At 62.7% G+C, this 16866-nt stretch carries 27 protein-coding genes; 16 read left to right on the top strand and 11 right to left on the bottom strand.

What is annotated here, in order from left to right; translation table 11 throughout:
• Position 1: 1 nt before the first annotated feature.
• From BCR55_RS00115 to BCR55_RS00080, 11 genes are all read right to left on the bottom strand, one after another.
• On the bottom strand, positions 2 to 814 hold the full coding sequence (locus BCR55_RS00115) for a PD-(D/E)XK nuclease-like domain-containing protein (RefSeq protein ID WP_065493992.1): 813 nt from the start codon (positions 812 to 814) through the stop codon (positions 2 to 4).
• On the bottom strand, positions 808 to 1299 hold the full coding sequence (locus BCR55_RS00110) for a hypothetical protein (protein WP_065493991.1): 492 nt from the start codon (positions 1297 to 1299) through the stop codon (positions 808 to 810). Before BCR55_RS00110 ends, BCR55_RS00115 begins: the two co-directional genes overlap by 7 nt.
• Positions 1299 to 1466, bottom strand: coding sequence for a hypothetical protein (locus BCR55_RS32910; RefSeq protein WP_175403804.1), 168 nt, complete (start codon positions 1464 to 1466; stop codon positions 1299 to 1301). The genes BCR55_RS00110 and BCR55_RS32910 overlap by 1 nt, the downstream gene beginning before the upstream one ends.
• Positions 1463 to 1621: a hypothetical protein gene (locus BCR55_RS33240; protein WP_217491747.1), complete on the bottom strand. Its 159-nt coding sequence runs from the start codon at positions 1619 to 1621 to the stop codon at positions 1463 to 1465. The genes BCR55_RS32910 and BCR55_RS33240 overlap by 4 nt, the downstream gene beginning before the upstream one ends.
• Entirely contained in the window at positions 1621 to 1965 is a 345-nt protein-coding gene (locus tag BCR55_RS32085; protein WP_139094005.1) for a hypothetical protein, read from the bottom strand. Before BCR55_RS32085 ends, BCR55_RS33240 begins: the two co-directional genes overlap by 1 nt.
• Positions 1958 to 2281, bottom strand: a complete 324-nt coding sequence (locus BCR55_RS00105; RefSeq protein ID WP_065493990.1) for a hypothetical protein — start codon at positions 2279 to 2281, stop codon at positions 1958 to 1960. The genes BCR55_RS32085 and BCR55_RS00105 overlap by 8 nt, the downstream gene beginning before the upstream one ends.
• On the bottom strand, positions 2278 to 2589 hold the full coding sequence (locus tag BCR55_RS00100; RefSeq protein WP_065493989.1) for a hypothetical protein: 312 nt from the start codon (positions 2587 to 2589) through the stop codon (positions 2278 to 2280). The genes BCR55_RS00105 and BCR55_RS00100 overlap by 4 nt, the downstream gene beginning before the upstream one ends.
• A 48-nt stretch (positions 2590 to 2637) precedes the next feature.
• Positions 2638 to 3282, bottom strand: coding sequence for a hypothetical protein (locus BCR55_RS00095; RefSeq protein ID WP_065493988.1), 645 nt, complete (start codon positions 3280 to 3282; stop codon positions 2638 to 2640).
• Positions 3283 to 3413: 131 nt separating this feature from the next.
• The gene (locus BCR55_RS00090) at positions 3414 to 3710 is read right to left on the bottom strand and encodes a hypothetical protein (RefSeq protein WP_006403333.1); all 297 of its coding nucleotides are present in this window, start codon (positions 3708 to 3710) and stop codon (positions 3414 to 3416) included.
• Positions 3711 to 4168: 458 nt separating this feature from the next.
• Positions 4169 to 4501 carry a hypothetical protein gene (locus BCR55_RS00085; RefSeq protein WP_065493987.1) on the bottom strand — a complete coding sequence of 111 codons (333 nt, stop codon included), beginning with the start codon at positions 4499 to 4501 and terminating at the stop codon, positions 4169 to 4171.
• The gene (locus BCR55_RS00080; RefSeq protein ID WP_212169358.1) at positions 4498 to 5205 is read right to left on the bottom strand and encodes a LexA family transcriptional regulator; all 708 of its coding nucleotides are present in this window, start codon (positions 5203 to 5205) and stop codon (positions 4498 to 4500) included. The genes BCR55_RS00085 and BCR55_RS00080 overlap by 4 nt, the downstream gene beginning before the upstream one ends.
• A 91-nt stretch (positions 5206 to 5296) precedes the next feature.
• Between BCR55_RS00080 and BCR55_RS00075 the strand changes: the two genes are divergently transcribed.
• From BCR55_RS00075 to BCR55_RS00005, 16 genes are all read left to right on the top strand, one after another.
• Positions 5297 to 5575 (top strand): YdaS family helix-turn-helix protein, encoded by a 279-nt coding sequence (locus tag BCR55_RS00075; protein WP_249181112.1) that lies wholly within the window; start codon positions 5297 to 5299, stop codon positions 5573 to 5575.
• Positions 5572 to 5895, top strand: a complete 324-nt coding sequence (locus BCR55_RS00070) for a helix-turn-helix domain-containing protein (protein ID WP_065493985.1) — start codon at positions 5572 to 5574, stop codon at positions 5893 to 5895. Before BCR55_RS00075 ends, BCR55_RS00070 begins: the two co-directional genes overlap by 4 nt.
• A complete protein-coding gene (locus BCR55_RS32080; RefSeq protein WP_139094004.1) occupies positions 5892 to 6185 on the top strand; it encodes a hypothetical protein in 294 nt (97 codons plus the stop codon). The genes BCR55_RS00070 and BCR55_RS32080 overlap by 4 nt, the downstream gene beginning before the upstream one ends.
• A gap of 91 nt (positions 6186 to 6276) precedes the next feature.
• Positions 6277 to 7260, top strand: a complete 984-nt coding sequence (locus BCR55_RS33305) for a YdaU family protein (RefSeq protein ID WP_254661813.1) — start codon at positions 6277 to 6279, stop codon at positions 7258 to 7260.
• The gene (locus tag BCR55_RS00055) at positions 7257 to 7715 is read left to right on the top strand and encodes a hypothetical protein (RefSeq protein ID WP_139094003.1); all 459 of its coding nucleotides are present in this window, start codon (positions 7257 to 7259) and stop codon (positions 7713 to 7715) included. Before BCR55_RS33305 ends, BCR55_RS00055 begins: the two co-directional genes overlap by 4 nt.
• On the top strand, positions 7712 to 8194 hold the full coding sequence (locus tag BCR55_RS32075) for a hypothetical protein (RefSeq protein WP_139094002.1): 483 nt from the start codon (positions 7712 to 7714) through the stop codon (positions 8192 to 8194). Before BCR55_RS00055 ends, BCR55_RS32075 begins: the two co-directional genes overlap by 4 nt.
• Positions 8194 to 8778, top strand: a complete 585-nt coding sequence (locus tag BCR55_RS00045; RefSeq protein WP_254661812.1) for a recombination protein NinG — start codon at positions 8194 to 8196, stop codon at positions 8776 to 8778. Before BCR55_RS32075 ends, BCR55_RS00045 begins: the two co-directional genes overlap by 1 nt.
• Positions 8775 to 9194: a hypothetical protein gene (locus BCR55_RS00040; protein ID WP_065493980.1), complete on the top strand. Its 420-nt coding sequence runs from the start codon at positions 8775 to 8777 to the stop codon at positions 9192 to 9194. The genes BCR55_RS00045 and BCR55_RS00040 overlap by 4 nt, the downstream gene beginning before the upstream one ends.
• Before the next feature lie 761 nt (positions 9195 to 9955).
• Entirely contained in the window at positions 9956 to 10423 is a 468-nt protein-coding gene (locus BCR55_RS00035) for a terminase (protein ID WP_065494880.1), read from the top strand.
• Positions 10420 to 11694 (top strand): hypothetical protein, encoded by a 1275-nt coding sequence (locus BCR55_RS00030; protein ID WP_065493979.1) that lies wholly within the window; start codon positions 10420 to 10422, stop codon positions 11692 to 11694. Before BCR55_RS00035 ends, BCR55_RS00030 begins: the two co-directional genes overlap by 4 nt.
• Positions 11695 to 13158: an anti-CBASS protein Acb1 family protein gene (locus BCR55_RS00025; protein ID WP_065493978.1), complete on the top strand. Its 1464-nt coding sequence runs from the start codon at positions 11695 to 11697 to the stop codon at positions 13156 to 13158. It abuts the gene before it with no gap.
• A 156-nt stretch (positions 13159 to 13314) separates the two neighbouring features.
• Positions 13315 to 13992: a hypothetical protein gene (locus BCR55_RS00020; RefSeq protein WP_254661811.1), complete on the top strand. Its 678-nt coding sequence runs from the start codon at positions 13315 to 13317 to the stop codon at positions 13990 to 13992.
• Positions 13993 to 14090: 98 nt separating this feature from the next.
• Positions 14091 to 14471 (top strand): hypothetical protein, encoded by a 381-nt coding sequence (locus tag BCR55_RS33300; RefSeq protein WP_254661810.1) that lies wholly within the window; start codon positions 14091 to 14093, stop codon positions 14469 to 14471.
• 367 nt (positions 14472 to 14838) lie between these two features.
• Complete coding sequence (locus BCR55_RS33295) at positions 14839 to 15480, top strand: hypothetical protein (protein ID WP_254661809.1); 642 nt, start codon at positions 14839 to 14841, stop codon at positions 15478 to 15480.
• Positions 15481 to 15483: 3 nt separating this feature from the next.
• Positions 15484 to 16080 carry a hypothetical protein gene (locus BCR55_RS00010; RefSeq protein WP_006403348.1) on the top strand — a complete coding sequence of 199 codons (597 nt, stop codon included), beginning with the start codon at positions 15484 to 15486 and terminating at the stop codon, positions 16078 to 16080.
• Between the two features lie 12 nt (positions 16081 to 16092).
• Positions 16093 to 16866, top strand: a 774-nt coding sequence (locus BCR55_RS00005) for a DUF2184 domain-containing protein (protein WP_065493977.1), incomplete at its 3' end; no start/stop codon positions are given.

Below are 16866 nucleotides of genomic sequence, written 5' to 3'. Positions count from 1 at the left end.
TTTATTCCTCGGTGATGAGTGCCCATTGCGGCAGGCGGATGATGTCAATGCCCGTCGAATACCCAGGCCACGTGTTGGTGCGCATGCACTCGGCGTACGTGCGCAGGTTCTTGCGATACTTCGTGCGCCCAGATTCGAGGCTTTCTTCGTCGAGCATTAACGCGTTCGCGGCGAACGGGTATTCCGTCTCGACAGCAACGAACACGAAGCCGAGCACGGGGCGGCCTGATGCCTTCGCATAGCCATCGCTGTAGAGCGCGGCCTGCACGTCGTAGCGTTTTCTTGCGACCTGCCGGCGAAACTCACCAGGGCTCGCGATGCTGTACGTCTTGAGGTCGAGCAGGATCACGCCGGCGTCGCCGCAGTCGTGTACCCAGTCAGGTCGGCATCGGCACTCGACGCCGGTTTCCTCGTCGGTCCAGAACGCCGACACTTCGGCGCGGCCACGCGACAACGCCTCGCGTATCTCCGGCAGCGCGCGCACGGCGTCCGACTGGCGCCACGCGGTGTCGTACTGGTCCTGCTGGATCGCGATGCGGCCGGCGTTCTCGTCGACGAACTCCTTCCATGCCTTCGTGTTGCGGTTCAGCGTTGGGCCGAGCACGTAACGCTTGTCGAACTCATCGGGCTCAAGGATCGCGCAGTGCGCGAGCTGGCCTTCGAGCTGGCCGCCGCGCGTGGTCGGCGCGGGCCGTTGCGGATCGCGATGCAGCGCCCAGAAGTGCGCGGGCGACACGTTGATCGTGTCGAGCTGCGACTTCGAAATCTCGCCGCGCGCGTGGTATTCGTCGATGTCGAGGTGTTCGATCAGCATGTGTCACCTCCCTGCGAATCAGCCGGCGCACCGGTCACGATGAATCCCGCGTTGCGGTACGCGAGCAGCGCGAGCGCGGTCATATGCGGCTTCCACTGGATTTCGAGCGGCGAATCGACCGCGGCGCCCGCGTGCGCCGCGAACTTCATCAGGTTGAACACGCCGCGATCCTCGACCTTAAGGCCGTCGATCTCGAACCGCGTGATCCATTTGCCGGTGCCGGGCCAGAAATCGATCGTGCCGCGCGCGGTGCGCACGATCAGGTGCGCCGCGCCGTTGCGTTCGTCGAACTCGTAGCCGTTCTCGCGCAGCAGCAGATTCGACTGTTCGCGGTTGCGCGCGCGGCGCTGCTGGCCGTCCGACATCAACGGCTCGCCGTCGCCGCACGCGGCGCAGGTGACGGCATAGCCAACGGCCTCGCCGAGCCACTCGCCGCACACCTGGCAGCACGAGCCGTCGAGCATCGATTCAGCGATCTCGCCCATCACGCATACCTCGCGTTGATAGTGGTGACGGACGCGCTGTCCTGGTTGAGATACGCGATCGCGATCATGCAGACGAAGGCGAGGACGATCATCAGCGCCATCGCGCAGATCGGATTGCGTTCGAACAGCCGGTCGAGCGCGCCGCACAGGTAGGTGATCGGGTTCATCGTGCAATCCCTGCGAGAAGTTCATAGGCCGGCGCGACGCCGCACGCGATCAGGTACAGTGCGCCGATCACCGCGAGCGGGAACCAGTCGCGCGATACAACCGATCGGTTGTAACCACGCAATACAGGTGTTGGGCTGTTGAGAGGGGCGCGCATCATGCCTCCCGTGCCTTGGCGATTTCCGCTGCTGCGAGAACGATGGCGCGGCGCGTGGATGCGAGGACGTCTCGCTCAAATAGCGCGTGCACCGCTTCTGGCGCGTCATCCCAAGTTCCGCCGACAAACACGGCGGTTGTGTCGTCGTACCAAGAGAATCGAATGTCGAGATTCAACTGTGCCGCGAGCCGAAATGCGTCACCATCGTTGTGAATTGGATTCCATGCCATGCGTCCGCCGATTCTCTGCGGTGCAGGAACGATTGGCGACGGTCCCGAAGTCCACACGAGATAGTCCATACCGGCCGCCTTCGCCGCCAGTTCGAGCAGTTCGCGATCACTCATCACGCACCCCCGCAATCGTCACGTGCCGCACCGGCTCCGGCGCCTTCTTCCGGCCGGCCTTGATCAGCGCGGCGTCGATCGCAAGACGAACACCGGAGGTGAGCATGATCGCCCCGGCATCAGCGTCGGCGGCGATGATTTCGAGGATCTCGGCCATGTTGGGCGATGCGGCGAACAGCGTCGCGAGCATAGAGCCGCGGTCATTTGCCGCCGAGCAGTCGGCGACGAGCCAGCCAGCCGCATCGACGTCGGTGCGCTTCGTGCGCACGAACCATCCGCAGGCTTCGAGCTCGGGCATGGTGGTGATCTCGTTCATGCTTCACCTCGCGCGCGCAGCATGGCGTCGGCGAGCGCGTATGCGGCGGCGGCTATTCGATCGCCGGGCTGCGCGCCTTCGGCGTCAAAACCCGGCGTGCAATGAATCGAACTCGGCGAAACGCCTTCGCTGACCGGCTCAGCAAGCAGTCCGGTCAACGCCTTCGCCGCGAAGTAGTCGCGGACGGTCAGGCCGCCGTGAACCATTGCTTCGGGCTCCCATTCGGTGCTTCCGTCCATTTCGACGCGCACGCATCGCAGTTCGACGACTTGTCCGAACGCCGGTCCCCCGTCGTTGATCTTGTTCATGTGATCCCTCGGTGTGGTGTGATTGACCGCCGTAGCGGGCGCGGTTGGTCAGGCAGCAACCTTTCCTTGTTGCCACGGTGCAGTGCCAAGGCACATACGCTTGAACATTTCTGTTTGTGCGGCCCCTGCGGCGTCCAGTGCGGCGCCCCCTGCGACGGCCCGTGCGGCGGCCCATGCGGCCTCCCGTGCGGCCCCTGCGGCGACCCATGCGGCGACCCATGCGGCGTCCCATGCGGCCCCTGCGGCGGCCCGTGCGGCGTCCCATGCGGCGTCCCGTGCGACGTTCCCTGCGGCGGCCCATGCGGCGACCCGCTCTTCCTCAGTGGCCTCACCATTAGCGAAGCGTTCCGCAACGTTCAATGCATCCTTGCTGCGCTGATCTTCCATCAGGTGCTCGACCTGCCGTGCGCACCAGACGGCGAACAGCCGAATATCGCGATCAGCGCCGGATACGCAGCGAAGCGACCACAGCGCGTCATCGAGGCCGTTGCTCTTGAGGATGTCGAGCAGGGGGATTTCAGCGTCATGCCGGAAGCGGATATAGCTTGCGCGGCCCTCATCCTCATCGGTGAAAGGCTGCCCCTGGAGCGAGCGAACGAGCTTGTTGTAGCCGTCGTAGCACGCGCCAGCTTTGCGAAGCGCGGCGAGCGTGACGGTAAAGCGCGGGGCGGTGGTATTCGTGTCGGTTGTCATCGTCGTATCCTGTCGTTATCTGGGCTGGTCAGTGTTTCCCATGACGGTTGCGCGACACATCGCATGCCGCAATCATCAGAAGGGCGGCGGCAAAAATCCCGAGCGCGAAACCAATAATCGCGGTCGTCATGTCAGTACCCCTTGCGTTTCGCAATACCCTCGGCTGCCGCAGCGAACGCATCGTCGAACAGCAGCTCGAGCAGGTAGACGAAATGCTTGCGGTCCGATTTGTCGAGGTAGGCCGTGAAAACCCTGTTGCGGAAGGACTCCGGCAGGTCGTAAATCGCTTCGATCACGTCGTCGAACTCGACTTCTTCCGATGCGCGCAGGAAGGCAGCTTCTTCGGCTTCGGCAGCATCGTCATATTCGCGTTGCTGCCGATCGGTCCAGAACTCGGCGGCACGCTCTGTTACGTGAGGATTGAGCATATGCACTCCTAACAGGTTTGCCGGGAGACATGACCGGCGGTACTGACTGCACTGATGGGCGGATACGCGGGGTTGCATGTCCGCTCATCAAGGCGGTGGTGTTGCGTTTCCCCGCCGGCGCCGCGGCTACACCTGGCCGAGCCAGCTCCGGGTCGACCCGGCGGGGAATTCATCCCTTCGTGACCTTCGGCAGCCGTCGACCGGTAGCCAGTACAGCGGCCTAGCGCGGTTCGTCTGCGTCACGTTTCGGCCATGGATGCGGCCGGCAGGGCTAGTCCCGTGAGGGAGGCTCCTGCATACCTTCGGTTGTTAAAGAGCGGGCCGCCTGGGCGGTTGACGCATGTGAAGCGTCGCTACACAACGTCAAGTATAGAGATACTTCGCATCATGTCAAGTGTCGCTACACTTTCTGATCGAAAAAAATCCCGCTCTGGGCGGGATTCGTTGTTGAAGGTGGATTAGCGCGGCGGCCCGTAGGCTCCTTTGTAGCCGCCGTATCGGTCGGTCCAGGCGCTGAACTTGAAGTCGCGATCAACAGTGCCATTGGACCATGTCACATCGATCCAGCAGTCGATTCGCCAAAGGCCGGGCTGATATTCATAGGCGCCGGATCCGCCGATCGTATGGATGGCCCTGATCTGCGCGGTGCCAGGCTCGAGATCAAGAAGCTGCGGAATCGCCGAGCGCTCCATTGCATCCATCCGCGGAGCCTTGCAGTCATCCGGGAGCGTCGGCGCCGCGTGCGCGCCGAGCGAGCATAGAAGTACGGTCATTCCGACGATCAGCTTCATTCCGGTATCCATTTGCCGATGACGACGCCGACGATGCGGGAACCCGGCGGCATCTCAAATACTCGATTGGGCCAGCTCGGATTCAGCGCCTTCAGTAGCATCGTACCGTCTTCCTCGATCAGCAGCTGCTTGAACGTGGCGCGGTCTTCATGATCGACGCGCACCACGACCATGCTGCGGTTGATCGGTTCGCGACTCGGGTCCACGGCGATGTAGTCGCCAGACGAGTACGATTTCGGTCCGGTCGGATCGTAATTGCTTTCACCGACGACTTTCAGGACGAACGCGTTCGGTCCATGCCGGAAAGGGCACGGGATCCAATCCTCTGCATCGCCCGGCTGAAAGTTGTCGACAACCTCTGTCCAGTTCCCCGCCTGCACCCACGAAATCAATGGAAGCTTCCCCTTAATATCCGGGCCCGCTACGACATTGACGTCGAATAGATCGAGGTCATTTTGTTCGTCTTGCATTTTCGACAGCGCCGGCAGATAAAGCCCCGGCCTGTCATGCTGCTGGTCGCCAGTCAACAGGTATGTCGTAGACGTTTTGAGAAGGCGCGCGAGCGCCGTCAGCTTGTCCTGATCCGGCCGCGTATCCCCGCGCTCCCACGAAGCAACTGCGCTACGCGTGATGCCGAAAACATCGCCAACTTCCTGAAGCGTCAGACCGAGCGCTTTGCGCTTCTGACGGATGATCGAGCCCATATTCATAGTGAAGTGAAACTTAACACTTGCGTGTGTAGCGTTGCTTCGCCTATCATGTGTAGCAACCCTTCACAAATTGGAGTAAATCGCCATGGATGGAGAAACCCTCTCCGCGGCGCGGCAGATGGAACTTCGTGATGCTGTCAAAGCTGCCGGCGGCGCAAGCGCCTTGGCCGTGCATCTCGGACTGTCGCGCGGCGCCATCTACGACTTCATTCGCCGAGGCAATTTCGCTCCGGAACATTGCCCCGAGATCGAGAAGTTCTCAGGTGGCAAGGTCAAGTGCGAAACCCTCAACACCGCAGTCGATTGGGCGTATCTCCGGACGCCGCCGCGCTTTCGCGCCGAAAAATCCGAGGTGCCCGCATGAGTACCGTGGAAACAGTTTCGGCGTCCGAGATCGAAAACACACGCATGCTCGGTGCACGCAATGAATCCGAGATCTTGCGCGCGGTTGCACGTGTTACGCAGGCGCATGTGGCCGATTGCATGGGCGTGTCGGCTAGCACCATCAGCCGCGCGCTGGACGACTTGAACCGGTGGGCGCTGCTTCTGGCCGCCGCCGGCCTGCAGGTCGTTCCGGTCGATTCCATGGTCGTCGACGCGCACGAACTGACGGCGCTGGAGAGCATGGCGTTCAAGTATCTCGAGACGCGGCAGCAGCAGCGCGTCAAGGAAGGGCGGGCATGAACTGCAAACCGGGTGATATCGCGATCGTGACTCGTACGCGGTGCGGGAAAGGTGTCGGCAAGATCGTGGAAGTAGTCCGACTCGCAGTGAATGGGGAAATCTTCGTCACCCGAGAAGGCAAGCGAATCGCGGCCGACTTGGAGGGATGGGGAGTTTGCTGGGTCATTCGGGGGGATCGATTGAAATGGGGTGACGACCAGATAGCAGAGCGCGCATTCCCAGACGCATATCTTCGCCCTGTGTCAGGCCTCCCCATCACCGACGACATCGAAGACGAGGTGACGGCATGAGCACGCTCCTGTATGCCCTTAGCGCCTGGATCGCGCTTTCCGTGATCCTCGCTGGGCTGTTCGTTTGGCTCATGCGCAAGTAGGAGGCGCGGTGAATTTCTACAAGCGCCACATCGGCGACTACCTGAAGGACACGGCGCATCTGTCGTTGCTCGAGCATGGCGTCTATACGCGCCTGCTCGACGTCTACTACACGCGCGAGTCCGGCATTCCTGACGACCAGGCTGCACGCCTCATTGGCGCGCGCGCTCGCGATGAAGTCGCCGCACTGAAGGTTGTCCTCGGCGAATTCTTTGAGCTGGTCGATGGCACGTGGATCCAGCAGCGTTGCGAGCGCGAGATCGCTGATGCAGCAGAGGGTGAGATCGACCGCGACGCCAAGCGCGAGAACGAACGCGATCGCCAGCGGCGCCATCGTGACCGTCGTCGCAAGCTGTTCGACGAGCTGCGAAAGCACGACATCGTCCCGCCGTACGACACGAGTACCGAACAGCTTCAAGCGATCCTGTCACGCGTGACAGGGCGTGACAATGAGACATATGAATCACGTCCTGTCACACAACCTGTCACGCGTGACGCAACGGCTAACCAGACTCCAGAAGCCATAAGCCAGACTCCATATAACCCCCTAGAAGCGTCGTCACAGCTTCAACCGGAGGTAGGCGCGCCTACGCCGAACAGCGCTTCTTCGGTTTCGAGAGCTGTCGAGATCGCGGTCTACCTGCGGCAACGTGGAGTAATCGGCGCGAACAGCGTGAACCCGAACATCGCTGCATGGGGCGACGACGTCCGCGTGACGAACGAGATTCTCGACGCGGCTTTGTCGGTCGTGGCGTCTCGTGGGCTTGAGAAGCCTGTCGGTCCGAATTATCTCGCCGGGATCATCGCGGACCTGCTGAACCCGAAACCCGCGCAGCAGAAGCGCGAGGACAACTCGTGGAAGCGCACGCCGGCCGGCATCGAGCGCAAGGCGTCCGAGCTGGGCGTTGTCTGCCCGCCGGGCCGCGACCATGCGTGGTTGCTCGAGAAGTGCGAAAGCGTAATGCGCCAGCGGGCGCGGGAGGTTGCGGCATGAACGATTCCGGACAGGCTTGGGGCATGTGCTCCGCATATGGGTGCCCGCTGCTCGGCACTCTCGGCAGCGGCGGCCAGTGGTGGTGTTTCTGCCATCACGAGCAGCCGCCAAGCGCGAACGCGGCGATCACGCTGGCGCTGCGCGAGCGATTTTCGACGATCTGCCGGCTCACGATTGCGCTGCGTGGCCGAGATGAGGAAGCGATTCGGCTGAGCCGGCAGGAGCTGCGCGGGCACCCGAACGGCCATGATCTGGCTTTCCGGGCCGATGCCGACAAGAACGCCTACGGCTGGCTGCTGCGGCTCGAGCGATTCCTGATCGAGCAGACGTCCGCGCTCGGCCGCGGGGTGCCGGCGGATCGTGAGCCGGTCGGCGGCGTCATCGGGCCGACGCACGTCAGCGGATACATGCCAGATACGGAGCGGCGTGAAGATGCAAATGAGGTAGTCGCATGAGCCCGCATTTCTGGCGCTCCAACGAAAAAGCGCTCGTTACTCGGATGTATGAATTGGGCGTTCCGTTGCGCGATATTGCGACCGCAACTGGCGTCAGCAGTGATGCTATCCGTCGCGCAATTGGTCGATGGAAACTGCATCGCCCTGTAGGCCATATTGGCATTGAGACGCGCGAGAATCTCCTGTGGCCGCGTATGCGCATCGCCCTGCAGCAGTCAGGGGGACTGTCGATTTATGAATTGTGCGACGTGTTGGAAACACACAAAAGCACCGTCCTGAAGACGATTGCTCGGCATCGGGGCGAGTTGCACATTGTTCGCTGGATCCCGACCACGCGTCGACCGAAAGCCATCTGGGCACTGGGCACGCGCATGGACGCGCCGAAGCCTGTCGCGGTGCGAGTCCGGAAGCAATCGAATCCGTTCGCACAGATGGCTGCGCAACTTTCTGCATCCGAGACGAGGGCCGAATTGTGCTGATGCGCGCGACCCTCAAGCCGAAGAAATGCCGGGAGTGCGGCGTCGTTTTCACGCCGGCTCGATCGCTTCAGAAGGTTTGTTCGACGGCCTGCGCCGTCGCCCTGACTGAGAAGGAGAAGGCGCGGAAGCTAGCTCGAGCTCAACGCGCAGAGCGCAAATCATTGCGTGAGGCGCTCGATAAGGCGAAGACTCGCGGCACACATTTGCGGGAGTTGCAGGCCGTATTCAACCGATGGATTCGTGCACGCGATGCTGATTTGCCCTGCATATCCTGCGGCCGCCCGGCCAGTTGGAAAGGGCAGTGGGATGCCGGCCACTATCGATCGGTTGGTTCCAACCCGTCCGTCCGGTTCGATCCGCTCAACGTGAACAAGCAGTGCGGGCCGTGCAACGTTCACCTGTCCGGCAACCTGATCGCCTATCGCGCCGGCCTCGTCCAGAAGATCGGCCTTGAGGCCGTCGAGCGATTGGAAGGCCCGCACGCGCCATTGAAGCTGACCATTCCCGAAATCATCGAGATGAAGGCGTTCTACCGCGCCGAGCTTCGAAAAATCTCCAACAGCCAAACAACGGAAACCCGATGAACGCTACCGAATCATTCAAAACAGCCGCCACCGTCGCGATTCCGCAATATGACGAGATAGACGAAATCCTATATCACTGGTATCGATGGTCGAATGGTTTTACTGAGGTGCGATCGTATTCCGGATCGGATTCGACCTGCCGGGATTTTCGGATCAGCCGCCAGTTCATGGATCACTCGGACCTGAACGATCTCGTCGACTACCAGATCCGCAAGACCATCGGCGAACGCGTCGAGCCGCTGATCCACAAGCTTGGCATCAAGCACCGGATCGCAGTCAATGTGGCGATGAAGAACATGGAAGTCGGGGCGAAGGTATGGCACAACCCGCGCTATCCCGATGCGCAGGAATCCGACTACGTGGAGGCGAAACAGATGCTTCGGCCGAAATTGATTGCGGAGGGGCTTGTAAACTGAATCAGGATCGACTATTATCTGTGGCGAGGCGTGGAGAGTCGCGCCCGCAAGATTCGTAAGCCCCGCCGGTGAAAGCCGCGCGGGGCTTTTTCGTTTCACTCGCTAAAATGAGCAAGTCGGCTCTCCCAGGCCTGGCAGCCCGGACAGACGGGCGCTTTCACGCATGCCGATTGAGCGCTGATACTGCAAGCCAAGCCTGTTGCGACACGCGGCGGGAAAGCTGGCCAGCCTTGGGACTGCACAGGCAGTCGGCAGCCGTGAAAGAAGGAGCCGCATCCTTAACTGCGGTGACGGGCGGAGAAAATTAGCGTGTCGCCGCCTGACCGGCGTAACCGGTCCTCTCACGCATGGCGATGACAGGGTTCGAATCCCGGTGTACGGGCTGAATGCCTTAGACGCGCATACGGTTGCCGTCGCCAGCCGTGAGAGCGAATGCGCCTAGCTGAGGCGACCCCGGAACATGGCCGATCCCGAGGGGTGGAAGTAACGAATATCGGGAGAAGAAGGCACCGCATTCCCTTACCGGAGATCAGCACCGGCCGCTCTCACCAACGTCTCCTCCGCGTCTCCAAGCGTGGATTCGCCCGCCTCGAGCGGGCTTTTTCTTTTCCCCTTCTGGCGCAATGCTGGACCGCCCGACGTAGTAAGCGGTGAGTGTGCGTCGGATCACGGCGATAACCGCCGCAGTCCGTGATGCGTCGTTCCGGTGGCAGTCCTCGCTGCCGCGAAAACGGCAGGCGCGGGCACCTTAACTGATGACTATGGACAAGCCAGCCAAACGCGGGGCTGATACGCCTGCGAAGGCTGGCGGTCGCCCCAGTTCGTATCGGTCGGAGTACGCCGAGCAGGCGCGCAAGCTTTGCCGGCTAGGTGCGATCGACAAGGAACTCGCCGATTTCTTCGGCGTGACCGAGCAGACAATCAACAATTGGAAGACCGCTCATCCCGAGTTTCTTGAGTCCCTAAAAGCGGGGAAGGAACTGGCGGACGCCGAGGTTGCGGACAAGTTGTTTCAGCGCGCGACCGGCTACAGCCATCCGGCCGTGAAGCTTTTCATGTACCAGGGCACGGTGATCCGCGAGGAATACATCGAGCATTACCCGCCGGATACGTCAGCGATTATCTTCTGGCTGAAGAACCGCCGATCGGACCTCTGGCGCAATGCGCCTCCAGCCGAAGGCGGAGAAGGTGGCGGCCCCGGCCTCGATGATCCGAACCCGGACGTATGAAGCAGTCAGTAAAGCTGCAGGAGCTCCACGCGAAACAGGCCGAGATCGGCCGCGCCTTCAACGAGAGCCGGCGCGTCGTGATCCGTTGCGGCCGCCGCTTCGGCAAGACGACACTGCTCGAGCGCTGCGCCTCGAAATGGTCGTACAACGGACTGAAAGTTGGCTGGTTCGGCCCGACGTACAAGCTGAACCTGCCGACGTACAAGCGCATCCTGCGCACGGTGCAGCCGGTCGTCTACTCGAAGTCGAAGATCGACCAGGTTATCGAGCTGAACTCGGGTGGTTGCATCGAGTTCTGGACGCTGCAGGACGAGGACGCGGGCCGCTCGCGCTTCTATGACCGCGTGATCATCGACGAGGGCTCGCTCGTCCCGAAGGGGCTGCGCTCGATCTGGGAACAGGCGATCGCGCCGACGCTGCTAGACCGGAAAGGCCACGCCATCATGGCGGGCACGCCGAAGGGCATCGACCCGGAGAACTTTTTCTACGAGGCGTGCACCGACAAGACGCTCGGCTGGCGCGAGTTTCACGCGCCGACGGCATCGAATCCAATGCTCGATCCGGAAGCGGTCGCGAAGCTGAAAGACGAATACCCCGCGCTGGTCTACCAGCAGGAGTATCTCGCCGACTTCGTCGACTGGAACGGCGCCGCCTTCTTCAGCGAGGACTCGCTGCTTGTTGATGGCGAGCCGGTCGATTACCCGGCGCGCTGCGATCAGGTGTTCGCGGTGGTCGACACGGCGCTGAAGGACGGCCTAGAGCACGACGGAACGGCCGTCACGTACTTCGCGCGCAACATCATCACCGGCACGCCGCTGACGATCCTTGATTGGGACGTGCTGCAGATCGAGGGTGCGTTGCTCGAATCGTGGCTGCCGACGGTAGCGCAACGGTGCGAGGAACTGGCCGCGCAGGTCGGCGCCCGCCAGGGCAGTCTCGGCGGCTGGATCGAAGACAAGGCGAGCGGCATCGTGCTGCTGCAGCAGGCCAGACGGCGCAGCCTGCCGTTCCATCCGATCGAGGAAAAGCTGGTTGACCTCGGCAAGGAAGGGCGCGCGCTATCGGTCAGCGGCTACGTGCACCGCGGCGAGGTGAAGATCAGCCGCTACGCGCACGACAAGGTCACGAACTACAAGGGCCAGACGCGGAATCACCTGATTTCGCAGGTATGCGGCTTCCGTCTCGGGACGAAGACGCCGCACCATCAGGACCTTTTGGACACTTTCTGTTACGGCGTGGCGATCAGCCTCGGCGATTCTGAGGGCTATTGAATGGGCGGTTACTACGGCGACGCGGACGACAGCTCGCAGGCGAGCTTGAACGTCGGCACGGCCATGTCCGCCGAGCTCATGCGCCTGCTTGGCGCTGACGATCTGCAGCCTGGCTCGCCGCCGTCGTATGAGATGTGCAAGGTCATCTACAGCTATCACCCGTTGGGCGCGAAGATGGCTGAGGCGCCTTACGAGGAAGCGCTGTCGCAGGAGCGTGAGATCACGATCCCCGGCGCGCCCGAGGATGACCTCGTGCAGGCGTTCAAGAAGGAATGGAAGAAGCTGGGCGGCGTCGGCGCGGACGAGATCATCAAGAGCTTCATGACGCTCAAGCGCGTCTACGGGATTGCGTCGCTGATCGTCGGCGCGCGCGATGTCCCGACGGACGAACCGCTGCCGATCGAGCGCCTGCACGAACTCGACCTGTACTTCAACATCCTCGACCCGCTGAACACGGCTGGCTCGCTGGTGCTGAATCAGAACCCGAACGCGCCGGACTTCCAGAAGCCGCAGTTTCTGCGGGTCGCGAACCACGACTACCATCCGTCGCGCGCGGTGATCGCGCTGAACGAGGCGCCGATCTACATCGAGTGGACGAACAGCGCGTTCGGCTTCGTGGGTCGCTCGGTCTACCAGCGCGCGCTATACCCGCTGAAGTCGTACGTGCAGGCGATGATCACGGACAACGCGATCATCGAGAAGTCGGGGCTGCTGGTCTACAAGATGAAGTCGCCGGGCGCGGTGCTCGACAAGGTTGCGCTCGCCTGGGGCAGCTTGAAGCGCCGCATGCTGAAAGGCGCGAAGACGGGCAACGTGATGTCGATCGGCCTCGAGGAAAGCATCGAGTCGATCGACCTGAAGAACATCCGCGACGCCGCCGAGTTCGCGCGCATGAACGTGATCAAGAACATCGCGACGTCGGCGAAGATGCCGGCCGTGATGCTTGCGCAGGATACGCTGACCGAAGGGTTCGGCGAGGGCACCGAGGACGCGAAGCTGATCGCGCGCTTCATCGACCGCGTGCGGATCGAGATGGGGCCGGCATACGACTTCCTCGACCCGATCGTGATGCGCCGCGCGTGGAGTCCCGAGTTCTACGCGTCGATGCAGCGGAAGCACCCGAGCCTGTACGGCAACATGCCGTATGCGACGGCGTTCATGGAGTGGAAGAACGCCTTCACGGCGACGTGGCCGAACCTGCTGGTAGAGCCGGACAGCGAGAAAATCAAGACCGACGACGTGATCACGAAGGCCGCGATCGCGTGCGTCGAGGTGATGCTCCCCGAGCTGGACCCGGAGAACAAGGCGATGGCGATCGGCTGGCTGGCCGAGGTGATGAACGAGCGCAAGCTGATGTTCTCCGCGCCGCTCGAGATCGATCTCGAAGCGCTGAAATCGTACGAGCCACCGCAGCCGCTGCCGAGCCGCATCCGATCGTTGAATCGTCGCACGAGTAGCCGATGAGCGTCCGCCCCGCAATCAACCGCACGTTTCACGACGTGCTGACCGAGGCCATTCGCGACATCACTGAGCACGGCTATGACGATCCGGCCCGGCTGCAGGAATGGCTGCGCCGGCTGCGCCTCGCCGCGATGACCGATCTGCCGGACGGACGCCGAGATGCGCAACCGGATGCAGAGCGCGATGGACGCGGTGTTCCACCGCACGCTGTCGAAGACGGGTGCGCTGCGGTATCACCCCGGCGTGCCGCGCTTCACGATCGAACGGATTGCGCCGTCGCTGCGCCCCGAGCTGGACAAGCGCGTGCGCGCGAGCGTCGATCTGATCAAGCTGAACCGCGAGCGCGCGGTCGAGCAATCGCTGCAGCGCTCGCCGGCTGGGTATCCATCGGTGCCCACCGGCGGCTTCGCGCGCGGTCGAGAAGGCCGACGTGCGCGAGAGCATTGCGAAGCCGATCCGGCAATTGCGCTACGAGGAACGCCGCGTCTCGATCGACCAGGGGCACAAGCTCGTATCGTCGATCAACGCGGTCATCGCCGAGCAGACGCAGGCCATCGCGATGATGTGGCGCTCGCACTGGCGGCAGGCCGGGTACGACTATCGGCCCGACCACAAGGAGCGCGACAAGCGCTTCTACGTCGTGCGCGGCTCGTGGGCGCTCAGCAGGGGCTGATCACAAAGGGCGACGGCTACCTCGACGAGATCACGCAGCCGGCCGAGGAGCCTTTCTGCCGCTGCTATGGCGTGTACGTGAACAACCTGCGCGATCTGCCGCCCGAGATGCTGACCGAGAAAGGTCGGCGGGCACTCGAAGAAACCCGAATCCGGAAACCCTGAAATGCCGACTGTGAGCGAGAAGCAGCACCGTGCCATGGAGAGCGCGGCCCACGGCCACAGCACGCTCGGCATTCCGAAATCGGTCGGGCGAGGAATTCGTGAACGCCGATAAGCGCGCGGATTCCGCCGAAAGCGGCACAACCGAGCTTGACGTCGCCAAGGCGATTCGCGATGGCGAACTGAGCAGCCCGCAACAGTACGAAAACGTCTGGCTGTTCGACCTGCGCATCACCGGCACCGGCACTAGCTATCGCACCGAGCATGACGAGTTCGTGTATCGGCCGCCCGAGAACTTCTTGACCGAGGAATTCCGGGAGCGCTGCTACGGCTGCCGGTCATCTTCGAGCATCCCGAGAAATCGATTCTCAGCACCGAGGAATATCGCGCACGAGCAATCGGCACGATCGTGCTCCCGTACATCAAGGGCGATGAGGTTTGGGGCATCGCCAAGATATTCGACGTGGACGCGGCGGCACTGATGTGCACGTCGCACGCGTCGACCAGTCCCGCGGTGATCTTCCGCGACGCGGGCTCAGCCGAAGCCGTCGAGGTCGACGGTAAATCGGTCCTCATTGAAGGCAAGCCGTCCTATCTCGACCACCTCGCAATCTGCGAAGAGGGCGTGTGGGACAAAGGCGGCGAGCCCAGCGGAGTCAACACAGGAGATCCTGAAATGGATGGTATGGAAGAACAGGTCCCGGCATGGGCCGATGCGCTGATGAAGCGCATGGATAGCGTCTGCTCGCGCATGGACGCCATCGAAAACAAGGGCGGGGATGAGATGCCGGCGAAGCCCTCACGGCGGATTCGGCCGAAGTCGCGGCCGAGCGCGAGGGCGAGAAGGAAATGGCCCTCGAAAAGAAGGCCGAGGGCGAGCTCGCCGCTGCCATCAAGGCAGGTGAGGCGGAGCACCGCGACGAAGAACGGGCCAACTCGACCGAGAAGAAGGACGAGGAAGAGAAAGAGCGCGCGGATTCCGCCGCGCGCGCCGACTCGCAGCGCCTCGCCCGCGAGAATGCCGAGCTGCGCGCCCAGATTCAGCGCATGGACGGCACGCTGTCGACGCTGACGAAGCCGCTGTCGATCGAGGATCGCGACGCATTGGCTTCGGCCCAGATGCGCGCCGACTCGGTCATGCAGATGTTCGGGCAGAGTGCGACCGCGCCGTTGCATGGCGAAAGCCCCATCGAATACCGCAAGCGCCTCGCCTCGAAGCTGGCTGCGCACAGCCCGGACATGAAGGGCATCAAACTCGACTCGCTCGACGGCGCCGCATTCAAGGTGGTCGAAGACAAGATCTACGCCGATGCTCAGGTCGCCGCGCGCAATCCGGCATCGGCTCCTGCCGGCCGCCTTATCCCGATCGTCTCGCGTGACGAAGCGGGGCGCCAGATCACCCGCTTCACCGGTGACATCGATGCCTGGATGCAGCACTTTAAGGCACCGGGCGTCGTCTGCAAGCTCAACCGCCAAGCCAAGGGGGCATAAGCCATGTCGATTTCGTTCAACCCGATGGTGACGAGCGCGCCGACTGGCACTTTCCGTACCGATACGGAAGGCTATGTCCAGGGCGCTGTCATGGACGATCCGTCGTCGAACATGTGGCTCGCGAGCGCGATCATTGCCGCGTCCGTCACGGGGCCGGTATGGGGCGGCATGGCCGTCACCGAGAACGTCGCCGCGCCGAACCAGAACGGCCTCGGCAACTCGCTGGTGATCGCCGCGAACAACGCCGGCGTGACGGGCTTCACCGTCATCAACCGGTCGTACAACGCGATCCTGACGCCGGGCAACAACGTGCCGCAACTGACGGCGGGCATGACGGCGATGTTCTACCGCCTCGGCTCGAACGCGCGCATCGCGGTGCAGTGCGACGCGACGCTGGCTGGCAACCTCGATACGGGCGCGATCAACCAGCAGGTCTCGTGGGACTTCACGAACCAGAAACTGGTCGCATACAGCTCGGGCGCCGGCGCACTCGCGTGCAAGGTGCTGTCCGTCAATACCAACAGCAAGATCGTCAGCTACAACTCGGGGACCGGTGCGCTCACCTGGACCCAGGGTCCGGCCGCTATCATTCAGATCTAAGGAGCCTCCGACATGGCCAACTATTTTCCTGCACAGGCAAAGGTCGCGCCGAGCTTCTCGGAGCCCGAGCTGATCGTCACCTATGCGCAGGCCTCCGGCGCGTTCAATGCGCTTCCGGGCGGCAAGCCGCGCGTTAAGATCGGCAGCGAAGATCTCTTCGTCTACATCAACGCGCTCGATCTGCGCACTGAAACGCAGGCATCGCAGGGTGCGCCGAACATGCTGCCGTCGGCGACGCTGACCGCCACGTACTATTCGACGGCCACGTATCTGATCCGCACGCGCGCGCAGTGGGACCACCACGACACAGCCGCCGCGGCCGCGTACTCGGTCGGTCTGCCGGCCGCGCAGGATCTCGCACAGCGTCAGGGCATCTTCCAGCAGATGCGCACGGGCCTGCTGTACGGCTACAACCCGGCAAATGGCGAGGGTCTGCTGAACACGATCGGGGCTACCGCCGTGACGCTCCCGCCTGACAGTTACGGCAACACGACGGTGTCGACCTACGACAACGGCGAGATGGCGCTGTGGATCCTTGCGCAGATCGTCGCGCTGAAGACGCGTATGTTCCAGTCGGGCGGCAATGTGCGGAGCAAGATCCGCATCATCAGCCCGCAGCGCGTGTTTCTGCAGCTGTCGTACGGGTCGATCGTACAGGTCGTTCAGTATCAGCGTCCCGGTGCCGGTACGGCCACGGTCGGCCAAGTCGTGCAGAACGTCGTCGAGGAAATGGGCGACGAGATCGAGTGGTACTTCGACGACACGCTGATCGGCAAGGGCGCCGGC

The sequence above is a fragment of the Burkholderia sp. CCA53 genome (assembly GCF_001685525.1).
Taxonomy (GTDB): Bacteria; Pseudomonadota; Gammaproteobacteria; order Burkholderiales; family Burkholderiaceae; genus Burkholderia; species Burkholderia multivorans.
The sequence above is the reverse complement of the archived record's forward strand: the minus strand, read 5'-3'. Positions and strand labels throughout refer to the sequence as shown.

Bases quoted from the DNA above. Each gene is read 5' to 3' on its own strand.
- BCR55_RS00115 (WP_065493992.1), bottom strand. From the start codon at position 814: ATGCTGATCGAACACCTCGACATCGACGAATACCACGCGCGCGGCGAG.
- BCR55_RS00110 (WP_065493991.1), bottom strand. From the start codon at position 1,299: ATGGGCGAGATCGCTGAATCGATGCTCGACGGCTCGTGCTGCCAGGTG.
- BCR55_RS32910 (WP_175403804.1), bottom strand. From the start codon at position 1,466: ATGAACCCGATCACCTACCTGTGCGGCGCGCTCGACCGGCTGTTCGAA.
- BCR55_RS33240 (WP_217491747.1), bottom strand. From the start codon at position 1,621: ATGCGCGCCCCTCTCAACAGCCCAACACCTGTATTGCGTGGTTACAAC.
- BCR55_RS32085 (WP_139094005.1), bottom strand. From the start codon at position 1,965: ATGAGTGATCGCGAACTGCTCGAACTGGCGGCGAAGGCGGCCGGTATG.
- BCR55_RS00105 (WP_065493990.1), bottom strand. From the start codon at position 2,281: ATGAACGAGATCACCACCATGCCCGAGCTCGAAGCCTGCGGATGGTTC.
- BCR55_RS00100 (WP_065493989.1), bottom strand. From the start codon at position 2,589: ATGAACAAGATCAACGACGGGGGACCGGCGTTCGGACAAGTCGTCGAA.
- BCR55_RS00095 (WP_065493988.1), bottom strand. From the start codon at position 3,282: ATGACAACCGACACGAATACCACCGCCCCGCGCTTTACCGTCACGCTC.
- BCR55_RS00090 (WP_006403333.1), bottom strand. From the start codon at position 3,710: ATGCTCAATCCTCACGTAACAGAGCGTGCCGCCGAGTTCTGGACCGAT.
- BCR55_RS00085 (WP_065493987.1), bottom strand. From the start codon at position 4,501: ATGAAGCTGATCGTCGGAATGACCGTACTTCTATGCTCGCTCGGCGCG.
- BCR55_RS00080 (WP_212169358.1), bottom strand. From the start codon at position 5,205: ATGGGCTCGATCATCCGTCAGAAGCGCAAAGCGCTCGGTCTGACGCTT.
- BCR55_RS00075 (WP_249181112.1), top strand. From the start codon at position 5,297: ATGGATGGAGAAACCCTCTCCGCGGCGCGGCAGATGGAACTTCGTGAT.
- BCR55_RS00070 (WP_065493985.1), top strand. From the start codon at position 5,572: ATGAGTACCGTGGAAACAGTTTCGGCGTCCGAGATCGAAAACACACGC.
- BCR55_RS32080 (WP_139094004.1), top strand. From the start codon at position 5,892: ATGAACTGCAAACCGGGTGATATCGCGATCGTGACTCGTACGCGGTGC.
- BCR55_RS00055 (WP_139094003.1), top strand. From the start codon at position 7,257: ATGAACGATTCCGGACAGGCTTGGGGCATGTGCTCCGCATATGGGTGC.
- BCR55_RS32075 (WP_139094002.1), top strand. From the start codon at position 7,712: ATGAGCCCGCATTTCTGGCGCTCCAACGAAAAAGCGCTCGTTACTCGG.
- BCR55_RS00045 (WP_254661812.1), top strand. From the start codon at position 8,194: ATGCGCGCGACCCTCAAGCCGAAGAAATGCCGGGAGTGCGGCGTCGTT.
- BCR55_RS00040 (WP_065493980.1), top strand. From the start codon at position 8,775: ATGAACGCTACCGAATCATTCAAAACAGCCGCCACCGTCGCGATTCCG.
- BCR55_RS00035 (WP_065494880.1), top strand. From the start codon at position 9,956: ATGGACAAGCCAGCCAAACGCGGGGCTGATACGCCTGCGAAGGCTGGC.
- BCR55_RS00030 (WP_065493979.1), top strand. From the start codon at position 10,420: ATGAAGCAGTCAGTAAAGCTGCAGGAGCTCCACGCGAAACAGGCCGAG.
- BCR55_RS00025 (WP_065493978.1), top strand. From the start codon at position 11,695: ATGGGCGGTTACTACGGCGACGCGGACGACAGCTCGCAGGCGAGCTTG.
- BCR55_RS00020 (WP_254661811.1), top strand. From the start codon at position 13,315: ATGCGCAACCGGATGCAGAGCGCGATGGACGCGGTGTTCCACCGCACG.
- BCR55_RS33295 (WP_254661809.1), top strand. From the start codon at position 14,839: ATGGCCCTCGAAAAGAAGGCCGAGGGCGAGCTCGCCGCTGCCATCAAG.
- BCR55_RS00010 (WP_006403348.1), top strand. From the start codon at position 15,484: ATGTCGATTTCGTTCAACCCGATGGTGACGAGCGCGCCGACTGGCACT.